This window comes from Candidatus Halocynthiibacter alkanivorans (assembly GCF_003333265.1).
GTDB lineage: Bacteria > Pseudomonadota > Alphaproteobacteria > Rhodobacterales > Rhodobacteraceae > Halocyntiibacter_A > Halocyntiibacter_A alkanivorans.
In genome coordinates this window covers 24,298-47,110 of the sequence record NZ_QOLB01000077.1, presented here as the reverse complement: position 1 = coordinate 47,110, position 22,813 = coordinate 24,298, and the positions used below count along the sequence as shown (strand labels likewise).

Genomic DNA, 22,813 nt, shown 5'->3' with positions numbered 1-22,813 from the left:
ATGAAACTCTATGCCATCGTCGTCTATCTGTTCCTCTATATCCCGATCGGAGTGATTGCGCTGTTCAGCTTCAATGCTGGACGCCACGCAAGCCAGCTGCAGGGCTTTTCGGTCAAATGGTATGCTATCGCCCTGGACAATCCGTTCGTGATGGACGCGCTGAAAACCAGCCTGATCGTGGCGTTCATTTCGGCAACCTGCGCCAGTGTCTTTGGCACCATGGCGGCGATTTCCCTGCAAGGTATCAAAGGACCGTTGCGCACGATTTTTGACATGATGATCTACGTGGCACTGATGATCCCCGGCATTGTGATTGGCATTGCCACGCTGATCGGGCTGGTCACGCTGTTCAATCAACTGAACCCGCTTTTGGAGGCGCTCTGGCCCGCAGGGCTGCAGCCGCCAAAATTCAGCATGGGTTTTGGCTCGCTCATCGCGGCCCACACCCTGTTCACCATGGCCGTTGTCATCATCATCATCAGGGCCCGCCTGGCTGGCATGGACCGCGCCCTGACCGAAGCGTCCTCCGATCTCTATGCAACACCACTCGCAACCTTCCGACAGGTCACGCTGCCGCTGATTTTTCCGGCGATACTGGCGGGGTTTCTCTTGAGTTTCACCTTTAGCTTTGACGACTTTATCGTCGCCTTCTTTGTTGCGGGCTCTGAAACCACCCTGCCGGTCTATGTCTTTTCTTCGATCCGGCGCGGCGTCACCCCTGAAGTCAATGCCATCGGCACCATGGTGTTGGCGGCGTCTCTGACCATGTTGGTTTCAGCACAGGTTCTCCTCAGGCGCGGAGAGGGAAAGAACAAATGACACGCGCAAATCCTGACAAAATTGAGGACCCGGATATGCTGCTGTCGGACCAGGTATTATTATTGGACCAGGTTGCTTTTGTCACCGGTGCCGGATCAGGCATTGGCCGCGCGGGCGCGATCGCCATGGCCAGAAGCGGTGCGCGGGTGGTGGTCTCCGATCTTGACGGCGACAAGGCCGCTGCGGTTGTTGCAGAGATCACCGCTGAAGGGCACAGAGCTACGTCGCTGGCTCTGGACGTCACTTATGACGCCGCGCTGAATTCCGCGATTGACCAGACTGTTGCAGAGTACGGGCGTCTGGACATTCTGCATTCCCATGCCGGCATTCAAATTGAGGGCAGTCTGGAACAGGTCACTGCTGCAGATATGGACGCCTCCTGGGCGCTGAATGTGCGCGCGCATTTTGTCGCCTCAAAGGCGGCTGTGGCGCATATGAAAAACCAGGGCAGGGGCAGTATCATCATCACCGCATCCAATTCGGGCGTTCAGTACGACCGCGAGATGATCAGTTACGCCACAACCAAACACGCGGTGGTGGCGATGACCCGGCAAATGGCCGCCGACTATGCCAGGTACAACATCCGTTTCAACACGCTCTGCCCTGGTTTTGTCGACACACCGTTCAATGCCGGGTTTGAGAAGCAAATGGGCGGCCGGGGCAATCTTGAATCTTACATTTCTGAGAACATTCCGATGGGACGCTGGGCAACGGTCGACGAAATCGCGGACGCTGTCCTGTTCCTTGCCTCTCACCGCTCCTCCTTCATGACCGGGCACGCCCTGGTCATAGATGGCGGCGAATGCATTGCCTGAACGCGCAAAAGGGAGAAGACCAGTGTCAGATACTCCAATATCCCCGGCGGGCCGGCTTGCTGGAAAAATTGCCGTCATTACCGGCGGCGCAACTGGAATAGGACGGGCTACGGCCCTGTTGTTTGCGGCGCAGGGCGCAAAGGTCAGCATCTTTGACATCCAGCAGGATGAGGGCGAAAAAACGGCGCAGATGATCCGCGATACCGGCGGGGAAGCGGCGTTTTTCAAGGTGGATGTCACCAAATCGGATGAAATTGACAAGGGATTTGATGCGGCCATCGACAGGTTTGGCCCTTACAATGTGTTGTTCAACCATGCCGGCACAATCATCGTAAAACCCCTGCATGAAACCACCGAAGCCGAGTATGATTCTTTGATGGATATCAACGTGAAGTCGGCGTTTCTGGTCTGTCGCCGTGCGGTCCGGGAGATGAGTGAAAACGGCGGTGGGTCCATCGTCATTACCTCCTCAATTGCGGCCGAACTGGGCTACGCGCTGGAGGCGGTCTATTGCATGAGCAAAGGTGCCGTTTTGCAGCTGTCCCGCGCCATTTCGACTGAGTACCGGGACCAGGGCATTCGCTGCAATGCGGTCTGCCCCGGATTTGTGGAAACCGCGCACGGGTTGAAAGAAATTGCGGCACTGGATGCTGCGGGACAAACGTGGGAAGCCTCCGGCATGGCCGAAACCCAGGGCCGGATATGTACCCCGGAAGAAGTGGCCAATGCCGTTCTGTTTCTGTGCTCGGGTGAAGCAAGTTTCGTCAACGGAACAGCCACTTACGTCGACAATGGCTGGTATGCAAAAGGCTGAAACCGGGCGCCAGAGGGCACCCGGTCAGTTCAGTTGGGAGTGCGGCAGTGTCTTTCCCCCAGCCTTGTGTGGTCAGACCGTGGCGTCGCCACTTTCCACCATAATAGTTTCAACTTCTCCGGCGCCGTTTTCCCGACGATGTACGGCCGCCGCATCATATTCAGCGGACTGAAAACAGTTGACCCCGTCTGCCATGGTTGCAAATTCAATGACGATGAACCGGTGGAACTTTTTAGGGCCTTCCATGATCTGAAAGTTTCCGCCGCGCGCCAGAACCTTCCCGCCGTATTTCTTGATGATGGCCGGAACCTGATCGGTGTATTTTTTATAGGCGACAGGGTCGTTTATTTTAGATCGTGCAATCCAGTAGGCGGGCATTGGGTATTCCATTCTTTCAGTCAGTTACATCAGGGAGTCGGGTAAAAAGTTTGCAATTCCTGGGAAGGCCACGACCAGCAACACAGCAAGCAACATGATCGCCCAGTAGGGGATCGAGGCCATGAATATGTGTTGCACTCCGACGTCGTCATCCTGAATCGCGGCTTTGACCGTATAGACAAGCAGCCCGAACGGCGGCGTCAGTAAGCCAGCTTCAATGGCAATGATGCCGGTGATCGCAAAGCTCAGCTGGTCAAAGCCAAAGGACATTGCTACCGGCTCTACAATCGGCACGGTCAGCAACATGATCGAGATGGAATCGATGATCATGCCCAGCACAAACCAGATCATTACGATGATCGCCAACACGCTCCAGGGCTGCAGTCCGGACTCAATGAAAAACGACCGGATAGCTGAGGTGATACCGGTCATCGCCAGGGTACGGGAATAGAGCGCGGCGGTCAGCAGCAACACCATTATCGGAGCTGCCGTTTTACCGACGGAATAGACGGCGTTGATAAACCCGCGCAGGTTCATGCCTTTGAAAAAGGCCAGGATCAACGCAAGCGCCGCGCCAGCGCCGGCGCCCTCGGTGGGGGTGAACACTCCCCACCAGATGCCGCCCAGCACCGCGGCGATGATGCCACCCACGCCGGCAAACGAGGTGAATACCCCAACTTCAGTACTTGTCGAAGAGACCGCGTTGCCCGGATTGTCAGCGGCCTCTGATACCGCGGGGAACTGGTCCCGGCCCGCACCGACCTTTTCCGGGCGCAGATACGCTGTCGCCAGAATATAGAGTATAAACATGCTTGCCAGCAACGCCCCGGGTAGTACACCGGCCAGGAACAGGCGGCCAATCGACTGCTCGGTCAGAATTCCCCAGACGATCATCAGAACCGAGGGCGGGATTAACATGCCCAGACAGCTGGACCCGGCAATGGCACCCAGCGCAAAACCGGGGTTGTAACCGTGTTTTTTCATCTCCGGATAAGAGATCCTGGAGAAGGCGGCGGCAGATGCGATTGAAACCCCGGTGACAAATGAAAACACGGTATTGCCAAGCACGGTCGCAATCGCCAGCCGTGCCGGAATGCGCCGCAACCCCCGGTTGATCGCCACATAAATGTCGCCGATCGCCCCGGATCGCCCAATAAACTCGCCCATCAGCATGAACAGGGGAATGACGGCAAAGGTGAAATCCCGCAGCGCTTCCGCCGCTGTGGAGGCCATTGTGGCCTCAACGATTCTCAGCTTGCCGGTGACCATGTAGATGCCGACAGCACTGGCAATGCCAAGCGCAACCACAACATGAACCCCCATGAAAACCAGACCAAAGAGCAGCGCGATAATAAGAAGTGCGGTGGAGAAATCAAACACAGGCTATTCCGTTCATCAAAGGTCCAGTCGCTCGACCTGCAGGTCAAGAAATTCGATCACCATCAGAATGAGGTAATTGACGCCCGCGAGGCCGGCGCCGAGCAATATGGCAAAACGTGTGGGCCAGACCGGCACCCGCAACGCGCCTTCACCGTCAAATTCGCCATTGGCGAACGAACGCAAAGCCGGTTTGATGCCCGCTTTAAGCAGGTAAAGAAAAAACAGCGCGCCGAGCAAATAGCTCAGGATCAGCAACGCCTTCTGAAGTTTCGGCGGAAACATCACCACCAGAAAGTCGGCACGCAGCATAGACTTACTGCGCACCGCGAAACCGACCTGCAGGAACAGGATCATTACGACCGAATTTGCAACGATCTCTTTGGTGCCATAAAGCGGCACGTTCAAAGCGCGGAAAATGATGTCGGCAAGGATAAAAAAACAAAGGATAAAGGCCCAGGCCGCACCAAGGATCATCATCAATTTTGTCAGCCTGTCAGCGGTGCGTATCAGGAACATTCAACCCTCCCGGAAATCAAAAAGGGGCGCACGAACGTGCCGTGCGCCCGCATAAGTCACTCGATTTGGTAGCGCACCGGCCAGTCGTAGCCATTGGCCTCTGCCCGATCCAGCACCAGGTTCAGAACCTGTTTCGCAGGCAACCCCTGGGCTTCCAGATCATCGGCCAGGGTCTGTGGCCAGCCCGCAAGCGATTCAGCCCAGGCTGCCCGGACCTCCGGCGAAATCTCATTGACGGTGATAATCTCATTCAGCGTCGAAATTTGCTTGTCATATTCCGAAAGATTGACGCTGCCGGTGATCTGCTCAAAATCCTTGCCGACTTCCAGCAGGATCGCCTGCACGTCAGCTGGCAATTCGTTATAGGTGTCTTTGTTGATCGTCAGCCCGTGCCAGGTCATCGAGCCAAACCCGATCAAGGTGTAAAACGGACCGGGCTCATACAGTTTCAGGTTCACCCAGGCAGAGGGGAACATGATCCAGCCCTCATAGACATTGGTTTTCATCTCGGTATAGGCCGTCGCAAGCGAGGATTGCACCGGCGAGACACCGCCGTATTCCAGCCAGTTGAGGTTTAGCCCGGCGCCGGCGATTTTCTGGTCTTTCAGATCCGAAAGTTCGTCCCAGGCAAAGGAGGTGCCCAGGTTGTAGCCGCCGTCAGCGATCCGGGAGAGCAGGATCTGGTTGAATTTATCCGGGAAAACGTCGGTCAGATACGGCACTTCGTCATAGACTTCCTGGGCAATCTTCAGCGAGGTTACCGGGTCCATCGTGCCAAAGGGCAACATCACCTGAAACGCGTGCAGCGGCAGGTTGGAGGGCTCAAAACAGAAACAAAATCCGCCGATGTCCAGAATGCCGTCCTGAACCCCTTCCAGAACTTCGGTCACTTTTACGATCGAGCCGGAATACCCTTCGACAAAGTTGATCTTGTGGGGGGTTTGGGCTTCGACGCGACTTTTCAGCTCGGTTTGGAAATAGTCGATCATTAGCCCGGCATAAACGACGCCTGGCGGATGGCCGGACCCAATGCGCAACGTGATGGTGTGATCCGCCCAGGCAGACGTCGCGAGCGTCGAGACGGTGGCTGCGGCGGCGGCCAGAATTGAAAGTTTTTTCATGCGTAATTTCCCTGTGTCATTTTCTGTATGCATCTGCTGCGCCACGGTTTTGCTCCTGTGCGGGCGTCGGGATTGAAAATGTTGTGGTCAATCATTGGTGTCGGCGCGGAAATTCCCGCCGCAAACTATCACTTCAGTATCCGGGCCCTGGCTTTAGCAAACGTTGGCGGCCCCGGGATCACATTTTCTGCCTGTGCTTGTTTTGGCCTCTCGGTGTTCCTGTTGTTATGCGGAGTATGGGTTCATCAGGTTCTCAGTCCAGTTCTGGCGTGCGGCAGAAGCGGTTTTCAGACGTCGCTCGTGCCGCTGGTACACATGTTTCAGCGGGTGTCCTGACGCTTTGCAACGTGAATGCACGATCAGACTGAAACCAGTAAAAATCCCCCCTCTGACTGCTGTGAAGCATTATTGGTCGACCAATAATCTGGGAGCTGAAACCGAAAAGAGGCTCAAACTAATCCATTTTTAGAGAGATTCGGTATTTTTTGACAGACAAAATTGCATATGCGGCATTTTGTATAATTGAGGTTCAATGGTCAGTCAGGGAGGTTTTGATTGGTCGCCCAATTTCGCTGTTGGTTCGTCCCGGGCTTGCTAAACTGCACAACACTGCGATGAGCGACCACCAGGCGGGCCTCAAAACCCGGTTGTCCTGCACATGTGGCGCCCGGGCATTGGTGAAAAAATCACTGGTTTTGACAACACCGTGAGGGGGGATGGCCCGTGTCATCACCCGGAAGCACTTGGCGCTATTTTGACGCCTGGTTTTCGGCTGCGGGGTTGCCACGAGTTTGTGTTTGCACAATTAGCGGCGCGAGGGCGTCATCGGGACTCCGGTGAGGAAAACAGTGGGGACGGGCGGACCAGCCGGGCGATCCGGTTGAACGCTTTCAGCGAGCCGTCGACAGCGCCGCGCTGTCCTCAGCCGGTGCCGGCGGGCTTTTCGCCAACACTTTCGCGGATTATCAACTGCGGATCCCGGACAGTTTCGGACGGCGGCTGTTGCTGTTTTTCCAGGTGACCGGTCAACGGTGTAGCCGACTGATAGCCGAATTCGATTCCCGGCTGCCGCAAGGAGGTCAGCGACGGCGTCATATAGGATGCCAGTTCGATATCATCGTCGCCAATATCGGACATATGCCCGGGCACGTCTGCGACACGCGCCGGCAAATAATGGGTCGCACTGATGGCCATCAGTTCGTTAATGGCAAAGACCGCGTTGGGCCATTCGACATCACCAGAATACGGTCACTGATGCCCGGAATTTCCGGCAGGTCTGAGGGCTTCGTCAGGACGCATTTGCTCTGTTCTTTCGGGTTCAGGATCAACGCGGAAATTTCGCGTTTGGCGCAGGCATCTACGCCGCGCGTGGGCTTCTGCAGGAACCGTATGTTCGCTGGCGCCTACGGGGAATGACGGGGCAATTTGCGCCCGGCCATGACGCTGACATCCGCATCGATCGACAGCGCTTTGGTCAACTCCTCCAACTTCTGCTGCGCAACGGAAAGCGAGGCTTCGCTGGTGTCCGGCGCACCCGCCTGTTTCACCGGGTCAACTGGCCACGGGCAGGGTCCGCGACCAGAGCAACAGGTGGGCTGGGGCCGGGGGCAGCGCCTGATGCCCCGGACGCAATAGCTCCGGGTCGGAGATCATCTCCATCAGCGAGCTGCGCGACCGGCGTCACCTGGCTCAAAATCAACAAAAAGACTCTGGCGGCGGTCGGGACTCAGACCTCGTTCGCCTCAGGCTTCAGGCGTGACATCAGAAGGTGAAACTTCTCGCCCTGTATCGCCACATGCTCGCGCAAAGCTTTGGCGGCGCGCTCAGCGTCCCCGGCTTTCAGCGCTGCAACGATGGCCTGATGTTCGCGCATGGATTGCGCCATCCGCCCGCGCAGACGCAACTGAATTCTGCGAAAGGGTTTGAGGCGGCGATGCAGGCGAAGCGCCTCTTGCTCAAGAAAGGAATTACCCGCCTGCTGGTAGATAACATGATGGAATCGCTCGTTTTCACGATAATACCCATCCGCGTCATTGCTCTCAACGGCTGCCTGACAACGGGTGTTTGCCGCTTCAAGCCTGCCAAGCGCCTGCTCCGAAATCCGGAGCGTGGCCAGCCGGCCGCAGACGCCTTCGATTTCGGCCATGGTCTCGAACATTTCCATCAGTTCAACCGGGCCGGGCTGGCGTACAAACACGCCCCGGCGCGGCAGATGTCTGGCCATGCCGGAGGCCACCAGCCTTTGAAGCGCCTCTCTGACCGGGGTGCGGGACACGCCGAACTCCGTCGCCAGCCGGATTTCATCCAACCGTTCTCCGTCGCCGAATTCACCGGTAAATATCCGCTCTTCCAACGCGTCTGCAATTGTATCGGCACGTTTTACATTCATAGCGAAGTCCTATCATCGCGACATTCTGCGTGCAAGACAGGCGATATTGTATACAAAATCGTTGACTTTGAATTCTTGGAACGGAAAAGTTGGCGCCGTAGCCCGGACGCAAATTGACCCGGGCATGAATTTTGGAGGAAGATATGAGACGGAATTTGCTTACTGCAGCGGCCACGATCGCGCTGATGGTGATGTCCGGCGCCGCCAATGCCGCTGCTTCGGTCGAGCTGCGCCTGTCGCACCAATGGTCAAACAAAGACATCCGCAACCAGGTCGCGCAAATGGTCGCCGATGAGGTTGCCGCTGCAGATGTTGACATGGAAATCAAGATATTCGGCTCAAAATCGCTGTTTAAGCCGCGTGAACAGTACAAACCGTTGAGCCGGGGCCAGCTCGACATGACCATTCTGCCGCTGAGCTATGCCGGTGGCCAGCAACCGGCCTATAACCTCACCCTGATGCCTGGCCTGGTGAAAAACCTCGACCATGCCGCGCGGCTGAGCAGGTCGCCCTTCATGCAGGCGCTTGAAGAAAAAATGGCCGAAGATGACGTGATCACGCTGGTGCGCGGTTATCTGGCCGGGGGATTTGTCGGCAAAGACAAATGCATCACCAGCCCGGAAGATGTCGCCGGCTTGCAAATCCGCGCAGCAGGCAAGTCGTTCGAACAGATGCTCGCCGGGGCGGGCGCTTCGATCGCCTCAATGGCGTCGTCAGAAATCTACAACGCGATGCAGACCGGCGTGCTGAACGCGGCCAATACGTCGTCTTCTTCCTTTGTGTCCTATCGCATCTATGAGCAGGCCAGCTGTTACACCCCTGCAGCGGATGTGGCGTTGTGGTTCATGTATCAGCCCCTGCTGATGAACAAATCCACCTTTGAAGGCCTGAATGCGGCGCAGCAGGACGCGCTTATGGCCGCTTCTGCCAAGGCTGAAGCTTTCTATCTGGAAGAGGCCAAGAAACAGGACGCGGCTTCAGTTGCGGTTTACCGCGAGGCCGGTGTGGAAATCGCCGAGATGACAGCGGCGGATTTTGAAGCCTGGCGTGCGATTGCTCAGGAAACGTCCTACAAATCCTTTGTCGAGGATGTGCCGGACGGTCAGATGTTGCTGGATATGGCACTGGCGGTCGAATAATTCTTCCGCAGGCGACGCCAGCAACGTGTCGCCTGCACCCAATTTTCTGAACATTGAAGGAAGACACGATGGCTGGCCATAGTGCTGCCGTCATGGCGCCTGCAGGGAACAACCCGCTGCTGCGCGCCGTGGCTGCTATTTCTACTCTCGCCGGATGGTGCTCGGCGGCGATGATCGTGGCGGCAGTCGCCATCACCTGCGAAATGATATTTGTCCGTTTTGTGCTGAATGGTTCGACCATCTGGCAAACCGAAGCGGTGGTCTATCTGGTGGTCGCGGCCACCCTGATCGGTCTGCCCTATGTGCAGCGACTGCGCGGCCATGTGAATGTCGATCTGATCCCGATTTCCCTGCCGCGCCGCGCCCGTAAGCTGCTGGCTATTGTGACGCTGACAGTGTCCTGCGCCATCGTCGCACTGATGTTCTGGTATGGGTTTGACTACTGGTTATACGCCTGGGAAAAGGGCTGGCGTTCGGACACCATCTGGGGCGTGCGCCTGTGGATCCCCTATCTGGCGCTGCCGGTTGGGTTTGGCCTCTACCTGTTGCAGCTGATCGCCGATCTGGTGGCCGTGGTGCTGAATATCGATCACCCTTTTGATCTGGAGGACAGCTGATGGATCCGCTGATACTGGGCGCCCTTGTTGCGGCGGCCACCATCTTTGTGCTGTTCTCCGGCGTCTCAGTTGCCCTTGGGCTGCTGATTGTGTCCGCAGGGTTTCTGATGGTGTTTGACGGCATGCGCTCGCTCGAGCTGATGCCCGAGATCCTGTTTGGCAAACTCGACAATTTCGCCCTGCTGTCCATTCCGATGTTTATCATTATGGGCTCCTCCATCGCGTCGACCCGGGCCGGAGCCGATCTTTACGAGGCGCTGGAACGCTGGCTGACGAGAATTCCCGGCGGCCTGGTGATATCAAACCTGGGCGCCTGTGCCCTGTTTGCCGCCATGTCCGGATCCAGCCCGGCAACCTGTGCCGCCATTGGCAAAATGGGCATCCCGGAAATGCGCAAACGGGGGTACCCCGATGGTGTCGCCGCCGGCTCCATTGCCGCAGGCGGCACGCTGGGCATTCTGATCCCGCCCTCAGTGACCATGATTGTCTACGGCATCGCCACTGAAACCTCGATTGGCCGCCTGTTCCTTGCCGGGGTAATCCCGGGGTTCATGCTGGTCAGTCTGTTTATGGCCTGGTCGCTCTATTCAACCTGGAAATCGGGCAACAGCGCGCTTCTCAACGCCAGCAGCTACAGCTGGAAAGAACGCTTCGAAATCCTGCCCCGGGTGCTGCCCTTTCTCGCCATCATCCTTGGGGTGCTCTACGCCATGTATGGTGGCATCGCCACGCCGTCCGAAACGGCTGCCGTCGGCGCGCTTTTAACCCTGTTGGTCGCGGTGGTGATCTACAAACTGTGGCACCCGCGGGACCTGTGGCTGGTGCTGCGCGACAGCACCAAAGAAAGCGTAATGATCCTGTTCATCATCGCCGCCGCCGGGGTGTTCTCCTATATGTTGTCCAGCCTCTATATCACCCAGTCGATTGCGGAATGGATCGGTACGCTGGATGTGAACCGCTGGGTCTTGATGCTGGCGGTGAACATCTTCCTGCTGATTGCCGGATTTTTTCTGCCGCCGGTCGCAGTGATCCTGATGGCGGCGCCGATCCTGCTGCCGATCATCGTGACCGCCGGATTTGACCCGATCTGGTTTGCGGTGGTGCTGACCATCAATATGGAGATCGGGCTGATCTCGCCGCCGGTGGGGCTCAACCTCTATGTGATCAACGGTATCGCGCCGGACATTTCACTAAAAACCATCCTCACCGGCTCGCTGCCCTATGTGGGCTGTATGGTGCTGGCGATCATTCTGCTCAGCCTGTTCCCCGGACTGGCCACCTGGCTGCCCGACTATGTCATGGGGCCGGGCTTTTAGGTGATTTCGCCCCGCGCTGTATGGGCGGGGCGAAACTATGGTTCTGAGCGTTTAGACGCCTGAACACAGGGTGTTCATGGGCTCAGCGTGCGATATAGACTGAAGCTTCGGTATGGCGGGCAATACGCGCGGCATTCGGCCCCAGCAGATACTCTTTCAAACCCGGCTTGCCAGCCCCCATAATCACCAGGTCGGCGCCGGTTTCACGGATCGCGTCAAGCACCTCCTCATAGATGCTGCCGACGCTGACGATATGACGGACCCTGATCCCGCCCTCGGCGTTCTGGGACACAAACTCATGCAATTGCACATTGACCGCGTTCACCGCCTTTTTCAGCGTGCCCGCCTCAAAAAAAGAACCGACGATCGACATGCCATAGTCCGGAACCACGGTGATGACGTTCAGCACCGCGTCATCCAGCTTTGCAAGTTCCTGCGCCCGCTTCAGCACCGCTTTGCTGACGTCCGGGTGTCCCAGATCCACAGCACAAAGGATTGAATTGCTCATGCCACTTCCTCCAGCGCTTCAGGGTGTTTCCGGCGCCGCGTCTGCGCCAGGTAAATCAGTGCCAGAAGCGCAAGCGCAGGCAGATAGAAGACCTCCTTGCGGACACGTTCAGTCTTCACATCCAACTCAATGACTTCCCAATCAAAATCCAGACCCAACTGTTCAGCGACACCGGCAAATTCCAGATTGTCGATGAACAGCTTGCCATCCTCATTGCGCAGCTCAAGCCCCGCGCCGTTCAGCAGGCGGTCCGCTCCAGCGGCACCTTTGGGCCCCAGCGGCAACAGGTACTTGGCATCCACCGGATCGCCGTTCAGGTTTTCACCAGCCAGGCGCACCCGGATACTCGCGTCGTCACCAAGGTCTTCCGCCATCTGGAATATCGCGCTGGCCTCTCTGGCCTCAAATTCAGGCGCGATCTGATCGAGGAAAAATCCGGGCCGGAACAGCGTGAATGCCACAAGGATCAGGGCGACACTTTCCCACAGGCGCGAACGGGTCATAAACCAACCCATGGTGCCGGCCGCAAATAACAACATGGCGACCATCGCGACAAGAAAGACAAAGACCGCCTGTACCGGCCCGACGTTGATCAGCAACAGGTCGGTGTTGAAGATGAACAAGAACGGCAAAGCGGCGGTCCGTATCGAATAGAAAAACGCCTGAAACCCGGTTTTGAGCGGGTCGCCCTTGCTGATCGCCGCAGCAGCAAATGAGGCAAGCCCCACCGGCGGTGTCACATCGGCCATGATGCCAAAATAGAAGACGAACATGTGAACCGCGACCAGTGGTACGATCAATCCGGATTGTGCACCCAGTTCAACGACTACGCCAGCCATCAGCGAAGACACCACGATATAGTTGGCTGTGGTTGGCAGACCCATGCCCAGAATGATCGAAATAAGCGCCACGAAGAACAGCATTGCCAGCAGGTTGCCGCCAGAGAGGAATTCCACAAACTCGGCCATCACCTGGCCCACGCCTGTCAGCGTCACCGCGCCAACAATGATCCCTGCCACGCCCATGGCCGCGGCCAGCCCGATCATATTGCGCGCGCCGGTTACCAGACCTTCGCCGATCTCACGCAGCCCCTGATCCAGCGCCCCGGCGATATTGCCCAGTTTGCGGAAATAATTTTTCAGCGGGTTTTGCGTCAGCAAGATCAGCAACATGAAGGAGGTCGACCAGAAGGCGGACAGGGCAGGGGATTTGCGCTCGATCATCAGAAGATACATCAGCAGCAGGATTGGCAGCAGATAATGCACCCCGGTTTTGAAAATCTCTTTGGTCGGTGGCAAATGCTGCAGGGAGTCACTGCTCATTTCCAGGTCAGGACCACTGGCGGCGAAACGGACCGCAAGCACATAGATCAGCATCAGCCCGGCCACCAGGATGCCCGTTGCCGCACCGCCAAAGGCGGCCTCGACCGCATCAACCAGTTGCCCGGTCAGAAACAGGGTGCCGCCGGCGATGACAATGCAGGAGGCGATGATAAAAATGGCGCCCAGCATGAACTTGACCGGATGCATCTTTGACGTGCCGGTCATGCCCATTTTCAGCGCTTCAAGATGCACGATATAGACCAGAGCGATATAGGAAATTGCCGCCGGGACGATCGCCGTTTTCACCACTTCCACATAAGAAATGCCGACATATTCGGTCATCAGAAACGCCACAGCACCCATCACCGGTGGTGTCAGCACGCCATTGATCGACGAGGACACTTCAATCGCGCCGGCTTTGGTGGCCGAGAACCCGACCTTTTTCATCAGCGGAATGGTGAAAGTGCCGGTGGTGACAACATTGGCAATTGAAGAGCCCGAAATCAGCCCGGTGGCCGCGGAAGCAATCACTGCCGCTTTGGCCGGACCGCCACGCAGATGGCCCAGTGTCGCAAATGCCAGTTTGAGGAAATAGTTGCCCGCACCCGCCTGATTGAGCAGTGCGCCAAACAGAACGAACAGAAAGACAAAGCCCGAGGATACGCCGAGCGCAACGCCAAAGACGCCCTCAGTGGTCAACCACATATGGCTCATGGCTTTCTGGAACGAGGCGCCTTTCCAGCGCACAACGTCGGGCAGCATATCGCTGGAGCCAAAAAAGACATAACCGAGGAAGAACAGCGCCACCCCCATCAGCGGGAAGCCCAGCGAACGCCGTGCGGCTTCCATCAGCGTGACAATGCCGATTCCGGCCATCACCAGATCTGTGCTGTTGGGCGCGCCGGTGCGGTTCGCCACGCCGGTATAGGCGTAATAGAGATAAGAGGCCGCCGCCGCACCGATTGCTGCGGTGATCCAGGTGGCCCGCGGAATGCGGTGGCGCGGGCTGGATTTCAGCCCCGGAAAGGCCAGAAAGGCCAGCAGCACCGCAAACGCCAGGTGAATGGAGCGTGTCTGGGTATCATTCAATACGCCAAAGCGCAGCAGAAACGGCAGTGGCGAGGCGATCCAGAGCTGGAACAGCGACCAGACAAGAGGGATATACCAAAGCGCGTTGATCGAAAACGTATCGTGTGGCACCCGTCCGCCGGTATCTGAATCGGCGACGATGTCCTGAAGATCATTGTCCGCGGTCATTGTGGTCTCTGTCTGGCTCATAACCATCCCTCTGTTTCCGGCTTTTTACCGGTGCCTAAACATAAATGCCTCCCTGACGGATCAGGGAGGCACATTCACTAATTATGGACGTGGACTTACATCCAGCCTTGTTCTTTGTAGTATTTCACCGCACCAGGGTGCAATTCAGCAGACAGACCGTCTTTGATCATTTCTTCTGGTTTCAGGCGGGAGAAAGCCGGGTGCAGTTTCTTGAAGGCTTCAAAGTTGTCAAACACCGCAGAAACTAACGCGTAAACGACTTCATCAGGTGTACTTGCCGAGGTTACAAAGGTCGCTTTCGGGCCCCAGGACGCGATGTCGTCGGCGTTGTCGGGATACATGCCGCCGGGGATCGTCGCCGCTGCATAGGCCGGGTTGGAGGCCAGAACCTTATCCAGACCGGATGTGGTCAGGTCGAGGTTGCTTCCATGGAAGACCCGTTTGGCAGGCCTGCAGCCCAGATTGTCGCCTGAATCTTGCCGTCACAAAGCGCTGCAGACTGTTCTGAGGATTTCAGCTCAGCAGCCAGGGCAAAATCGTCTGTAGAAACACCGGCGGCATCCATCAGCGCTTCTGCCAGAACACGTGTGCCTGAACCAGGGTTGCCAATGTTGACACGTTTGCCCGCAAAATCGGCAACCGAATTGATGCCAGCATCCGCGCGGACCATCACGTGAAGCGGCTCAGGGTGCACGGAGAATACAGCGCGCAGTTCCGGATATGCACCGTCGTCTGCAAATTTGCCGGTGCCGGTTACAGCTGCGGCCTGCACGTCAGACTGCACGATACCAAAGTCCAGCTCGCCCTGGCGGATCGTGCGGGTGTTGTAAACAGAACCACCGGTTGATTCCACAGAACAGCGGATGCCGGTTTCTTTGCGGTTTTTGTTGACCAGACGACAGATCGCGCCGCCTGTGGGGTAATACACCCCGGTGACACCTCCAGTGCCGATGGTGATGAATTGCTGCTCTTGTGCTGCGGCCATCGAGCCGACTGACAGCGTCGCCGCTGTGGCGAGGCCCAGCATAAACTTCATTGGTTTCATATATTTCTCCCGTTGGTGTTATCGGCGAACAGAATTTTCGCACCTCTTCAAGTTGCTGCATTGGTGAAGAATGGTTCAGCGATTGTCATCCAAAAACTAATGTTTTTTTGGTTTGCGCCAGTAGGCGTCAATATCGCTGCGCAAATCCTCATAGGATTCGATTCGACGCTCCGCCGCGGTGCCGCCCCGTTCCACCAGCAGCGCAAGGATGTTTTCGATTGTGGCCATGGCCCCGGAAAAACATGCAAAAAAATGGGTGGTGATGGTTGAAACCACGATCACTTCTGAGGGTCTGAGATCGGGCGCAATTACATCAGAGTCCGCGATCAGGATCAGTTTTAACCCGCGGGACTGGGCAAATTGACAGGCCTGAATCGTCTCTTTGGAATAGGGGTTAAAAGTGATCGCAATCAGGATGTCCTGATCATCTGCATAGTTCAGTTCATCGATGGCACTGTTCATGTGGCGCGGGATTAATTGCAATGTTGGCAAGGCCATTCGCCCTACATAATGAAAGTAATATGCCAGGCCATAGCTCGCCCTCACTCCGGTCAGATAGACATTGCGAGCCGCGAACATCATGTCCACCACGCGCTTGGCTTTGGCGGGATCCAGCTGATGTAGCGACCGCTGCACGATCGACAACGTGTTCAGTGTTGCTTCGGCTTGCGCCGGACCGGTGTCTTGATAACCGGCGACGGCTTCAAGCCAGTCCATGTTCGCGGTCAGTTCTGAGCCTGAGACCAGGGCAGACCTGAACGGTGCCCGCAGGTCTTCAAACCGGTCCAGGCCGAGGTGTTTGGCCATGCGCACCAGCGTGTAAGTGCTGACGCCGGATTTACGCGCGGTTTCGCGTATCGGGTCCAGGCCAAAGTCGGACGGATTGTCGACAATGTATTTCGCTACCAGCTTCAGCCGCGGTGCGAGCGTCTCAAAATCGGCCTTAAGCTTTGAAATCAATTTGGTTTTTTGTGTCGGGTCCATTGGGCGTTCCACGTGATTCGAATTAGATAGGTAATAACTTATGTTATTTTTTGGGTCGATTGACTAATTTTGTGTTTCCTGCCGAAACTAAGGACGTACTGAAAACGGACGGATCGGTGGCATCTGGCGCCGTGGGGAATTCCCCACAACATGGCTGCGAAATTCAATTGTAGAATAGAATTCGCCGGTTGGCTGATCCATCAGATTTCACCTGGAATAAGAGAAACCAATGCCAAACCCTCTCCCTTCTCATGCCTCTGTCGTCGTCATTGGCGGCGGCATCATGGGCTGCTCCACGCTGTATCACCTGGCCAAAATGGGCGTGGGTGACGCGATTCTTCTGGAGCGCAACAAATTGACCAGCGGCACCACCTGGCATTCAGCCGCTCAGGTCCGTGCTCTGCGCCATTCGCAAAACCTGACGCGCATGATCCAGTATTCGGTGGACCTCTACAGTCAGCTCGAACAGGAAACCGGCCAGAACGTTGGCTGGATCCAGAAAGGCTCGCTGTCGATTGCCACCACGCCGGACCGGCTGATGCACGTCAAACGGCAAGAAGCCCTGGCCCATGCCTGGGGCATCGACGCCAGATCGGTCAGTGCCGCTGAAGCAAAAGAGCGCTGGCCGCTGATGAATGCTGAGGATGTGCTTGGTGCGGCCTGGTCGCCGGATGACGGTCGTGTGTCGCCCTCAGACGTTTGCGCCGCGCTGGTCAAAGGGGCCAAATCTCTTGGCGCCCGGATATTTGAAAACACCGGTGTCACCGGCATCCTGACCGAACGCGGTAAAATTGTTGGCGTGGAAACCACCCAGGGCACGGTGATGTGCGATGCCATTGCGCTCTGCGCCGGGCTCTGGTCGCGCGAAATCGCCGAGATGGCCGACAGCGAAGCCCCGGTGCAGCCCTGTGAACATTTCTACCTGCTGACCAAACCGATCGACGGTATCACCGGCAACATGCCGACCCTGTCGGATCACGACAACCACCTCTATATCCGCGATGACAGCGGTGGGCTGCTGGTGGGTTGTTTTGAACCGATGGGAAAAGCCATCCCGCCCGGCATTCTGGACGAGAACTTTGAATTTGGCCTGCTGGCGGAAGACTGGGATCACTTTGAGCCGATGATGATGAATGCACTTCATCGTCTGCCGGCGCTGGAAACCGCCGAAGTCAAAATGTTGTTGAACGGTCCCGAAAGTTTCACGCCTGATGGCACCTTCATGCTGGGCGAAGCCGCAGAAACCAAAGGGTTATTTTACGGCTGCGGCATGAACTCGGTCGGAATCGCGTCCGGCGGCGGGGCAGGGATGAATCTCGCCCATTGCATTGTGCATGGCCACACCGCTTATGATCTGGGCGAAACCGATGCCAAACGTTTTGCACCGGTGTTCAACCGGGTGGAACACCTGATGGCGCGGGCGCCGGAAATCCTCGGTACCCATTATGAAATCGCCTACCCTGGCCGTCAGCTGCGCACAGCACGTGATCTGAAACGCCTGCCGCTTGATGCGGAATACCGTGCTGCTGACGCCTTTATGGGGCAGACCTTCGGCTGGGAACGCCCGCTGTATTTCGGCAAAACCGCAGACACGACGATGACCTTTGGCAAGCCCGCCTGGTTTGACAATGTGCGCCGCGAAGTGATGGCAGCACATGAGGCGGCTGCGATTTTTGACGCCTCGCCCTTTGGCAAAATCGAAGTCACCGGCCCGGACGCCGAAGCGTTCCTGCAAAAAACCTGCGCCGGCAATATGGCCAAAGCTCCCGGATCTGTCGTCTATACTGCGGTGCTGAACGAACGTGGCACCTATGAAAGCGATATCACAGGTCAGCGCATTTCGCAGGACCACTATCGCCTGTTTGTCGGCACCAACGCGATCAAACGCGATCTGGCATGGTTCCGGCGGCATTCTGAAGGCTTTGATGTTACGCTTTCCGACAGCACTCAGGACTACGCAGTTCTGGGGCTGATGGGCCCCGAGGCGGCTCGCATTGCCACAGAGACCGGCGCGCCCGAGTTGAATGACATCGGTTATTTCAAGGTCGGCACCGCCCATATCGCCGGCCACCATGTGCGCGCCATGCGTATGTCTTATGTCGGCGAAGCCAGCTGGGAGATCACCTGTAAATCTGAAAACGTGCGTTCGATATACGCGGCCCTGGTGGCGGCGGGCGCCACACCGGCGGGGCTTTATGCACAAAGCGCGATGCGGATAGAAAAAGGCTTTTGTGCCATGGGGCATGAGCTGGACGGTGATGCCACCCCGGTTGAGGCCGGTATGGCGGCGCTGACCTCAATGAAAAAGGACTTTATCGGTCGGGACGCCCTGCGGGAGCGGATGAAAAAGGGGCCGCGAGCCCGTCTGGTCACGTTGATCCTGGAAGACGAAAACGCGGTGCCTCTCGGCCATGAGCCGATCTACTTAGAGGGCAAGGCCATCGGTCACACAACTTCGGCCGCCTTTGGCTATCGTATCGGTAAACCTGTTGCGCTCGGCTACGTGCATCTCCCGGACCCGACCCAAAATCCGGATGGCATGCAGGTCGAGCTCGACATTGCCCGCACGATGTTCAAAGGCAAGCTTCAGGTCGGTCCGGCTTTTGACGCCAGTGGCGCGCGCATGCGTGTGAAACGAGATTGAGCCGATGACAAGAACCTTCACTGTTACAGTAGCTCCAAACGGCGCCCGACGCAGCAAAGCGGACCATCCGGCCCTGCCAGCCACCAGCGCTGAGATTGCGGAAACCGCTGCAGCCTGTTTTGCTGCGGGGGCCGGCACTATTCACCTGCATGTGCGGGACCAAGAGGGCCGCCACTCACTGGACGCAGGGCGCTACCGCGATGCGATTGCGGCTGTCTTAGAAGTCGTACCGCAGATGGCGGTCCAGGTCACGACCGAGGCCGCGGGTCTGTATCAGGTGGCCGAACAATATACCTGCCTGCAACAGGTGCAGCCCAAAGCGGCCTCTGTCTCCGTGCGGGAAATGGCACGTGATGTGCCCATTGCCAAGCGGCTCTATGCTTTTGCCAGTGAGACTGGGGTCGAAGTGCAGCATATTCTCTATAACGCCCAGGATGTCGCTCTGCTGCGCAGCTGGTTGGACCAGGGCATCATCGCGCCGCATCTGCGCTCGGCTATTTTCGTGTTGGGGCAATATTCGCCGCCTGTCCTGGCCCGGCCCGGTGATCTGTCAGTGTTTCTGAACGCGACGGCTGGCATGGATCTGGACTGGTCGCTTTGCGCATTCGGTCAACAAGAACTTGCCTGCGCGCGCGCCGCTCTGCTGGCTGGGGGCAATGTGCGTATCGGCTTTGAAAACAACATCCAGCGTCCCGATGGCGCTCTCTTGCGCGAAAACACAGAGAGTGTCGCGCTTATTGTCAAAGAGGGCCTTTCCCAGGGTCTTACACCGGCTCCGCAACTGAGCTTGTCTTCCTCTATTTCCCAAAAGGTCTCCTGATATGAGCCACGTCTTTCCGCGTCATTGCAAACACACCGTCCCCACCGCTGTCAGCGGCGAGGGCTGTTACCTGACCGATTCTGACGGCAAACGCTATTTTGACGGCTCCGGTGGTGCCGCGGTTTCCTGCCTGGGTCACGGCGATACTGAGGTGACTGAAGCGATCAAAACCCAGCTCGACCGGCTTGCTTTCGCCCATACCAGCTTTTTGACGTCAGAACCGGCGGAAGAGCTGGCTGATCTGCTGATCGAACACGCGCCGGACGGCATTGAAAAAGTGTATTTTGTATCCGGAGGGTCTGAGGCGACAGAGGCGGCGATCAAACTGGCCCGCCAGTATCACGTTGAACGCGGCGCACCCCAGCGCCGCCACCTGATTGCGCGCAAACAAAGCTATCACGGCAATACCATCGGCGCCCTGTCGGCCGGGGGCAACGCCTGGCGCCGTGAACAGTTTGCGCCTTTGTTGATTGACGTCAGCCATATCGCGCCTTGCTATGAATACGCGCTGCGCGGTGCGGCTGAATCCTCAGAAACTTATGCTCTGCGCGCCGCCCAGGAACTGGAGGATGAAATTCTGCGTCTTGGCTCAGATACGGTGATGGCCTTTATGGCGGAACCGGTGGTGGGAGCGACGCTCGGCGCAGTTCCGGCGGCAGAGGGCTATTTCAAACGCATTCGCGAGATCTGTGACCAGTACGGTGTCTTGCTGATCCTGGATGAGGTGATGTGCGGTATGGGGCGCACCGGCCATTTGTTTGCCTGCGATGCCGACGGGGTAACGCCGGATATCCTCTGCATTGCCAAAGGTCTGGGTGCTGGTTATCAGCCGATCGGCGCCATGCTCTGCAATGGTGAGATCTATGACACGATAGCCAATGGCAGCGGATTTTTCCAACATGGCCACACCTATCTCGGGCATCCGGTGGCCACTGCCGCAGGGCTCGCTGTGGTAAAGGCCATTCTGGACCGCGACTTGCTGCCCCGGGTCCGGGACATGGGCGCAAAACTGCAGTCAGCTCTGGTCGACGCCTTCGGACAGCATCCCCATATCGGTGATATCCGCGGCCGCGGCCTGTTCATCGGTCTGGAAATTGTAGCTGACCGGGAAAGCAAAGCACCTTTTGATCCGGCGCTGTCCGTTGCCGCCAGGTTGAAAAAGGCCTCCTTTGCCGAAGGTTTGATTTGTTATCCCATGTCAGGCACGCGGGACGGCAAACTCGGCGACCACATCCTGCTGGCGCCGCCTTTCATTCTCACCGAGGAACAGATTCCCGAAATTGTCCGACCGCTTCAGGCCGCGCTCGCACAAGCGTTGTAAGCTAGGGGCACTGCGGCACTGGCAATCCAGGCAGTGCCGCGTTCTGAAGTGCTTGGAGGGCGCCGATTCCAGCGATCCCCGCTGGCTTGCCTCATGTCACCAGCGCGCTCAAACAGCCCGCCGGTGGGGAATGCAGCGCTGGAGACGGCCGCTCACTGCCGGGCAACCTGTTGGAGCGCTCTGAACTAGTTATCTCATTACTGTCTCTGGTCTTAGAGCCATCTTGCGCGAAGCATGAAATGACCGCCCGCGATGTTTTTAAAACCCCGCATCGCCGGGCGCTGAGAAATTTGTCCACGCCGGCAATTGCTGTTGCTCTGGTCCTGTAACGTCATGGTTCAGCCGAGAGAATGAAGTAGGGATCTGCTGCGCAGGCCTTCGCCATTCGTCATTTTTAATCAGCTGGTTACAACTCGATCCGAACGTCATGCATCCACAGTTTAGGCGGTCGCGACAGCATAAAGACCACCACATCGGCCAGATCGTCAGGCTCGGTAAATATATGGTTGGGCACCTCTTCGCCGGCCTTGGCGAACATGCCGGTGTTGGTGCCGCTCTGATAGAGCCCTGCAACCCGTACCCCGGTGCCGGCCTCGTCTTCTTTCAACACGTCGGTAAAACCGCGCACGCCGTATTTGGTGGCGGTATAAACCGATTGCCCCGCCTGGGCGACAACACCGGATTTTGACACCACGTTGAGAATGGCGGCCTCACCCCGTGCGCGCAGGCTGGGCAACAGATGCCGGGTCAGCTGCATCACTGCGGTCAGATTGGTCTGCACCGTGGTCAGCAGCACATCTGCATCAATCGTGTCAAGTGGCCCGGCCTTGTGCCAGACGCCGGCATTGTTGATCAGGATATCCACCGCGCCAAAATCACTCAGAATGACCTGCGTCACCGCTTTCAGTGCAACTGACTGCGTCAGATCGACAGAATAGCTGCGCACTTCAGCCGCACCCCGCTCCAGCGCCTCGGTCGCCACGGCATCAAGACGATCGTGATTGCGCCCCAGAATGGCCAGCCGGCAGCCTTCAGAGGCCAGTTTCAGGCAGATATGCTTGCCAATTCCATCGCTGCCACCGGTGATGAGAACGACTTTATCCTTAAGCTGCATGTCGGTATTTCCTTGTCTGATGCCAGACATTGCACCTAGCACGGTTTGAAAGGTGAGGACAGGGCGCAGAGGCAAGGCACAGGGCGCAAACGTTGAGGAACCGAAAAACGATTACAGGAGGGGACCCGGGCAACAGCCTGCCTTTGCGGTGGAGTGATATCCAGCAAGCAGTTGATGCAGCCGGTGTTTTCGGCACCGGTGCCCGGAGATCCAGTGCCACCTGTGGGCCGTCGTGCGGGGTGCAATGGCGCAGGCGGGATAAGAGGATCCGTTGGCGGTCAGGGCGGGTGCGCAGGGCCGCCCGGACTGAGGTCCCCGCGCGTGAAACTGCCGCTCATGCGCACGACCGGATCACGCGGCGCGGGTCTTGGTATTCCTGCTGGCTTTTGAACGAAGCACAGCTTGCGCAATCGGCTTGGTAAACACTGTATGCGCGTCGGGGCAGCCCGGATCAAAGCGGGGTAATCTGCCGG

At 57.4% G+C, this 22,813-nt stretch carries 19 protein-coding genes and 2 pseudogenes; 9 read left to right on the top strand and 12 right to left on the bottom strand.

Features of this window, described 5'->3' with window-relative positions; all coding sequences use genetic code 11:
* Genes DWA01_RS08210 through DWA01_RS08200 form a run of 3 tightly spaced genes read left to right on the top strand, consistent with a single transcriptional unit; the run spans position 1 to position 2,448 of the window.
* On the top strand, positions 1–819 hold the full coding sequence (locus DWA01_RS08210) for an ABC transporter permease (protein WP_114285359.1): 819 nt from the start codon (positions 1–3) through the stop codon (positions 817–819).
* A gap of 35 nt (positions 820–854) precedes the next feature.
* On the top strand, positions 855–1,634 hold the full coding sequence (locus DWA01_RS08205) for an SDR family NAD(P)-dependent oxidoreductase (protein WP_114285424.1): 780 nt from the start codon (positions 855–857) through the stop codon (positions 1,632–1,634).
* A gap of 22 nt (positions 1,635–1,656) precedes the next feature.
* Complete coding sequence (locus tag DWA01_RS08200; RefSeq protein ID WP_200832524.1) at positions 1,657–2,448, top strand: SDR family NAD(P)-dependent oxidoreductase; 792 nt, start codon at positions 1,657–1,659, stop codon at positions 2,446–2,448.
* A 72-nt stretch (positions 2,449–2,520) separates the two neighbouring features.
* On the opposite strand, the gene DWA01_RS08195 is transcribed toward DWA01_RS08200, so the two are convergent.
* From DWA01_RS08195 to DWA01_RS08170, 7 genes and pseudogenes are all read right to left on the bottom strand, one after another.
* A complete protein-coding gene (locus tag DWA01_RS08195; RefSeq protein WP_114285423.1) occupies positions 2,521–2,826 on the bottom strand; it encodes a DUF1330 domain-containing protein in 306 nt (101 codons plus the stop codon).
* 24 nt (positions 2,827–2,850) lie between these two features.
* A complete protein-coding gene (locus DWA01_RS08190; protein ID WP_235008471.1) occupies positions 2,851–4,206 on the bottom strand; it encodes a TRAP transporter large permease in 1,356 nt (451 codons plus the stop codon).
* A gap of 15 nt (positions 4,207–4,221) precedes the next feature.
* The gene (locus DWA01_RS08185; RefSeq protein ID WP_114285357.1) at positions 4,222–4,722 is read right to left on the bottom strand and encodes a TRAP transporter small permease; all 501 of its coding nucleotides are present in this window, start codon (positions 4,720–4,722) and stop codon (positions 4,222–4,224) included.
* Between the two features lie 56 nt (positions 4,723–4,778).
* Positions 4,779–5,843 (bottom strand): type 2 periplasmic-binding domain-containing protein, encoded by a 1,065-nt coding sequence (locus tag DWA01_RS08180; RefSeq protein ID WP_160115981.1) that lies wholly within the window; start codon positions 5,841–5,843, stop codon positions 4,779–4,781.
* A gap of 921 nt (positions 5,844–6,764) precedes the next feature.
* A pseudogene (locus DWA01_RS08175) lies at positions 6,765–7,055 on the bottom strand (substrate-binding domain-containing protein); the annotation flags it as partial.
* A gap of 191 nt (positions 7,056–7,246) precedes the next feature.
* Entirely contained in the window at positions 7,247–7,390 is a 144-nt protein-coding gene (locus tag DWA01_RS23095; protein ID WP_160115980.1) for a hypothetical protein, read from the bottom strand.
* Between the two features lie 179 nt (positions 7,391–7,569).
* Positions 7,570–8,232: a GntR family transcriptional regulator gene (locus DWA01_RS08170; protein WP_114285354.1), complete on the bottom strand. Its 663-nt coding sequence runs from the start codon at positions 8,230–8,232 to the stop codon at positions 7,570–7,572.
* Positions 8,233–8,375: 143 nt separating this feature from the next.
* On the opposite strand from DWA01_RS08170, the gene dctP reads away from it, so the two are divergent.
* The 3 genes from dctP to DWA01_RS08155 all read left to right on the top strand — a co-directional run bounded on the left by dctP (position 8,376) and on the right by DWA01_RS08155 (position 11,304).
* Positions 8,376–9,371 carry a TRAP transporter substrate-binding protein DctP gene (gene dctP / locus DWA01_RS08165; protein ID WP_114285353.1) on the top strand — a complete coding sequence of 332 codons (996 nt, stop codon included), beginning with the start codon at positions 8,376–8,378 and terminating at the stop codon, positions 9,369–9,371.
* A 68-nt stretch (positions 9,372–9,439) separates the two neighbouring features.
* On the top strand, positions 9,440–9,988 hold the full coding sequence (locus DWA01_RS08160; protein ID WP_114285352.1) for a TRAP transporter small permease: 549 nt from the start codon (positions 9,440–9,442) through the stop codon (positions 9,986–9,988).
* Positions 9,988–11,304: a TRAP transporter large permease gene (locus tag DWA01_RS08155; RefSeq protein WP_114285351.1), complete on the top strand. Its 1,317-nt coding sequence runs from the start codon at positions 9,988–9,990 to the stop codon at positions 11,302–11,304. Before DWA01_RS08160 ends, DWA01_RS08155 begins: the two co-directional genes overlap by 1 nt.
* Positions 11,305–11,386: 82 nt before the next feature.
* Here DWA01_RS08155 and DWA01_RS08150 read toward each other — a convergent pair whose 3' ends face one another.
* The 4 genes and pseudogenes from DWA01_RS08150 to DWA01_RS08135 form a co-directional block, all read right to left on the bottom strand.
* Positions 11,387–11,812 carry a universal stress protein gene (locus tag DWA01_RS08150; RefSeq protein WP_114285350.1) on the bottom strand — a complete coding sequence of 142 codons (426 nt, stop codon included), beginning with the start codon at positions 11,810–11,812 and terminating at the stop codon, positions 11,387–11,389.
* Complete coding sequence (locus tag DWA01_RS08145; protein ID WP_419186989.1) at positions 11,809–14,412, bottom strand: TRAP transporter permease; 2,604 nt, start codon at positions 14,410–14,412, stop codon at positions 11,809–11,811. Before DWA01_RS08145 ends, DWA01_RS08150 begins: the two co-directional genes overlap by 4 nt.
* Positions 14,413–14,507: 95 nt before the next feature.
* A pseudogene (locus DWA01_RS08140) lies at positions 14,508–15,457 on the bottom strand (TAXI family TRAP transporter solute-binding subunit).
* A 96-nt stretch (positions 15,458–15,553) separates the two neighbouring features.
* The gene (locus DWA01_RS08135) at positions 15,554–16,441 is read right to left on the bottom strand and encodes a MurR/RpiR family transcriptional regulator (RefSeq protein WP_114285348.1); all 888 of its coding nucleotides are present in this window, start codon (positions 16,439–16,441) and stop codon (positions 15,554–15,556) included.
* 229 nt (positions 16,442–16,670) lie between these two features.
* Here DWA01_RS08135 and DWA01_RS08130 point away from each other — a divergent pair, with 229 nt between their 5' ends.
* From DWA01_RS08130 to DWA01_RS08120, 3 genes are read left to right on the top strand one after another with little or no spacing between them, the layout of a single operon-like run.
* Positions 16,671–19,085: a GcvT family protein gene (locus DWA01_RS08130; RefSeq protein WP_114285347.1), complete on the top strand. Its 2,415-nt coding sequence runs from the start codon at positions 16,671–16,673 to the stop codon at positions 19,083–19,085.
* 4 nt (positions 19,086–19,089) lie between these two features.
* A complete protein-coding gene (locus DWA01_RS08125) occupies positions 19,090–19,905 on the top strand; it encodes a 3-keto-5-aminohexanoate cleavage protein (protein WP_114285346.1) in 816 nt (271 codons plus the stop codon).
* A gap of 1 nt (position 19,906) precedes the next feature.
* Complete coding sequence (locus DWA01_RS08120) at positions 19,907–21,226, top strand: aspartate aminotransferase family protein (RefSeq protein WP_114285345.1); 1,320 nt, start codon at positions 19,907–19,909, stop codon at positions 21,224–21,226.
* Between the two features lie 406 nt (positions 21,227–21,632).
* On the opposite strand, the gene DWA01_RS08115 is transcribed toward DWA01_RS08120, so the two are convergent.
* On the bottom strand, positions 21,633–22,340 hold the full coding sequence (locus DWA01_RS08115) for an SDR family NAD(P)-dependent oxidoreductase (RefSeq protein WP_114285344.1): 708 nt from the start codon (positions 22,338–22,340) through the stop codon (positions 21,633–21,635).
* Positions 22,341–22,813: the final 473 nt, after the last annotated feature.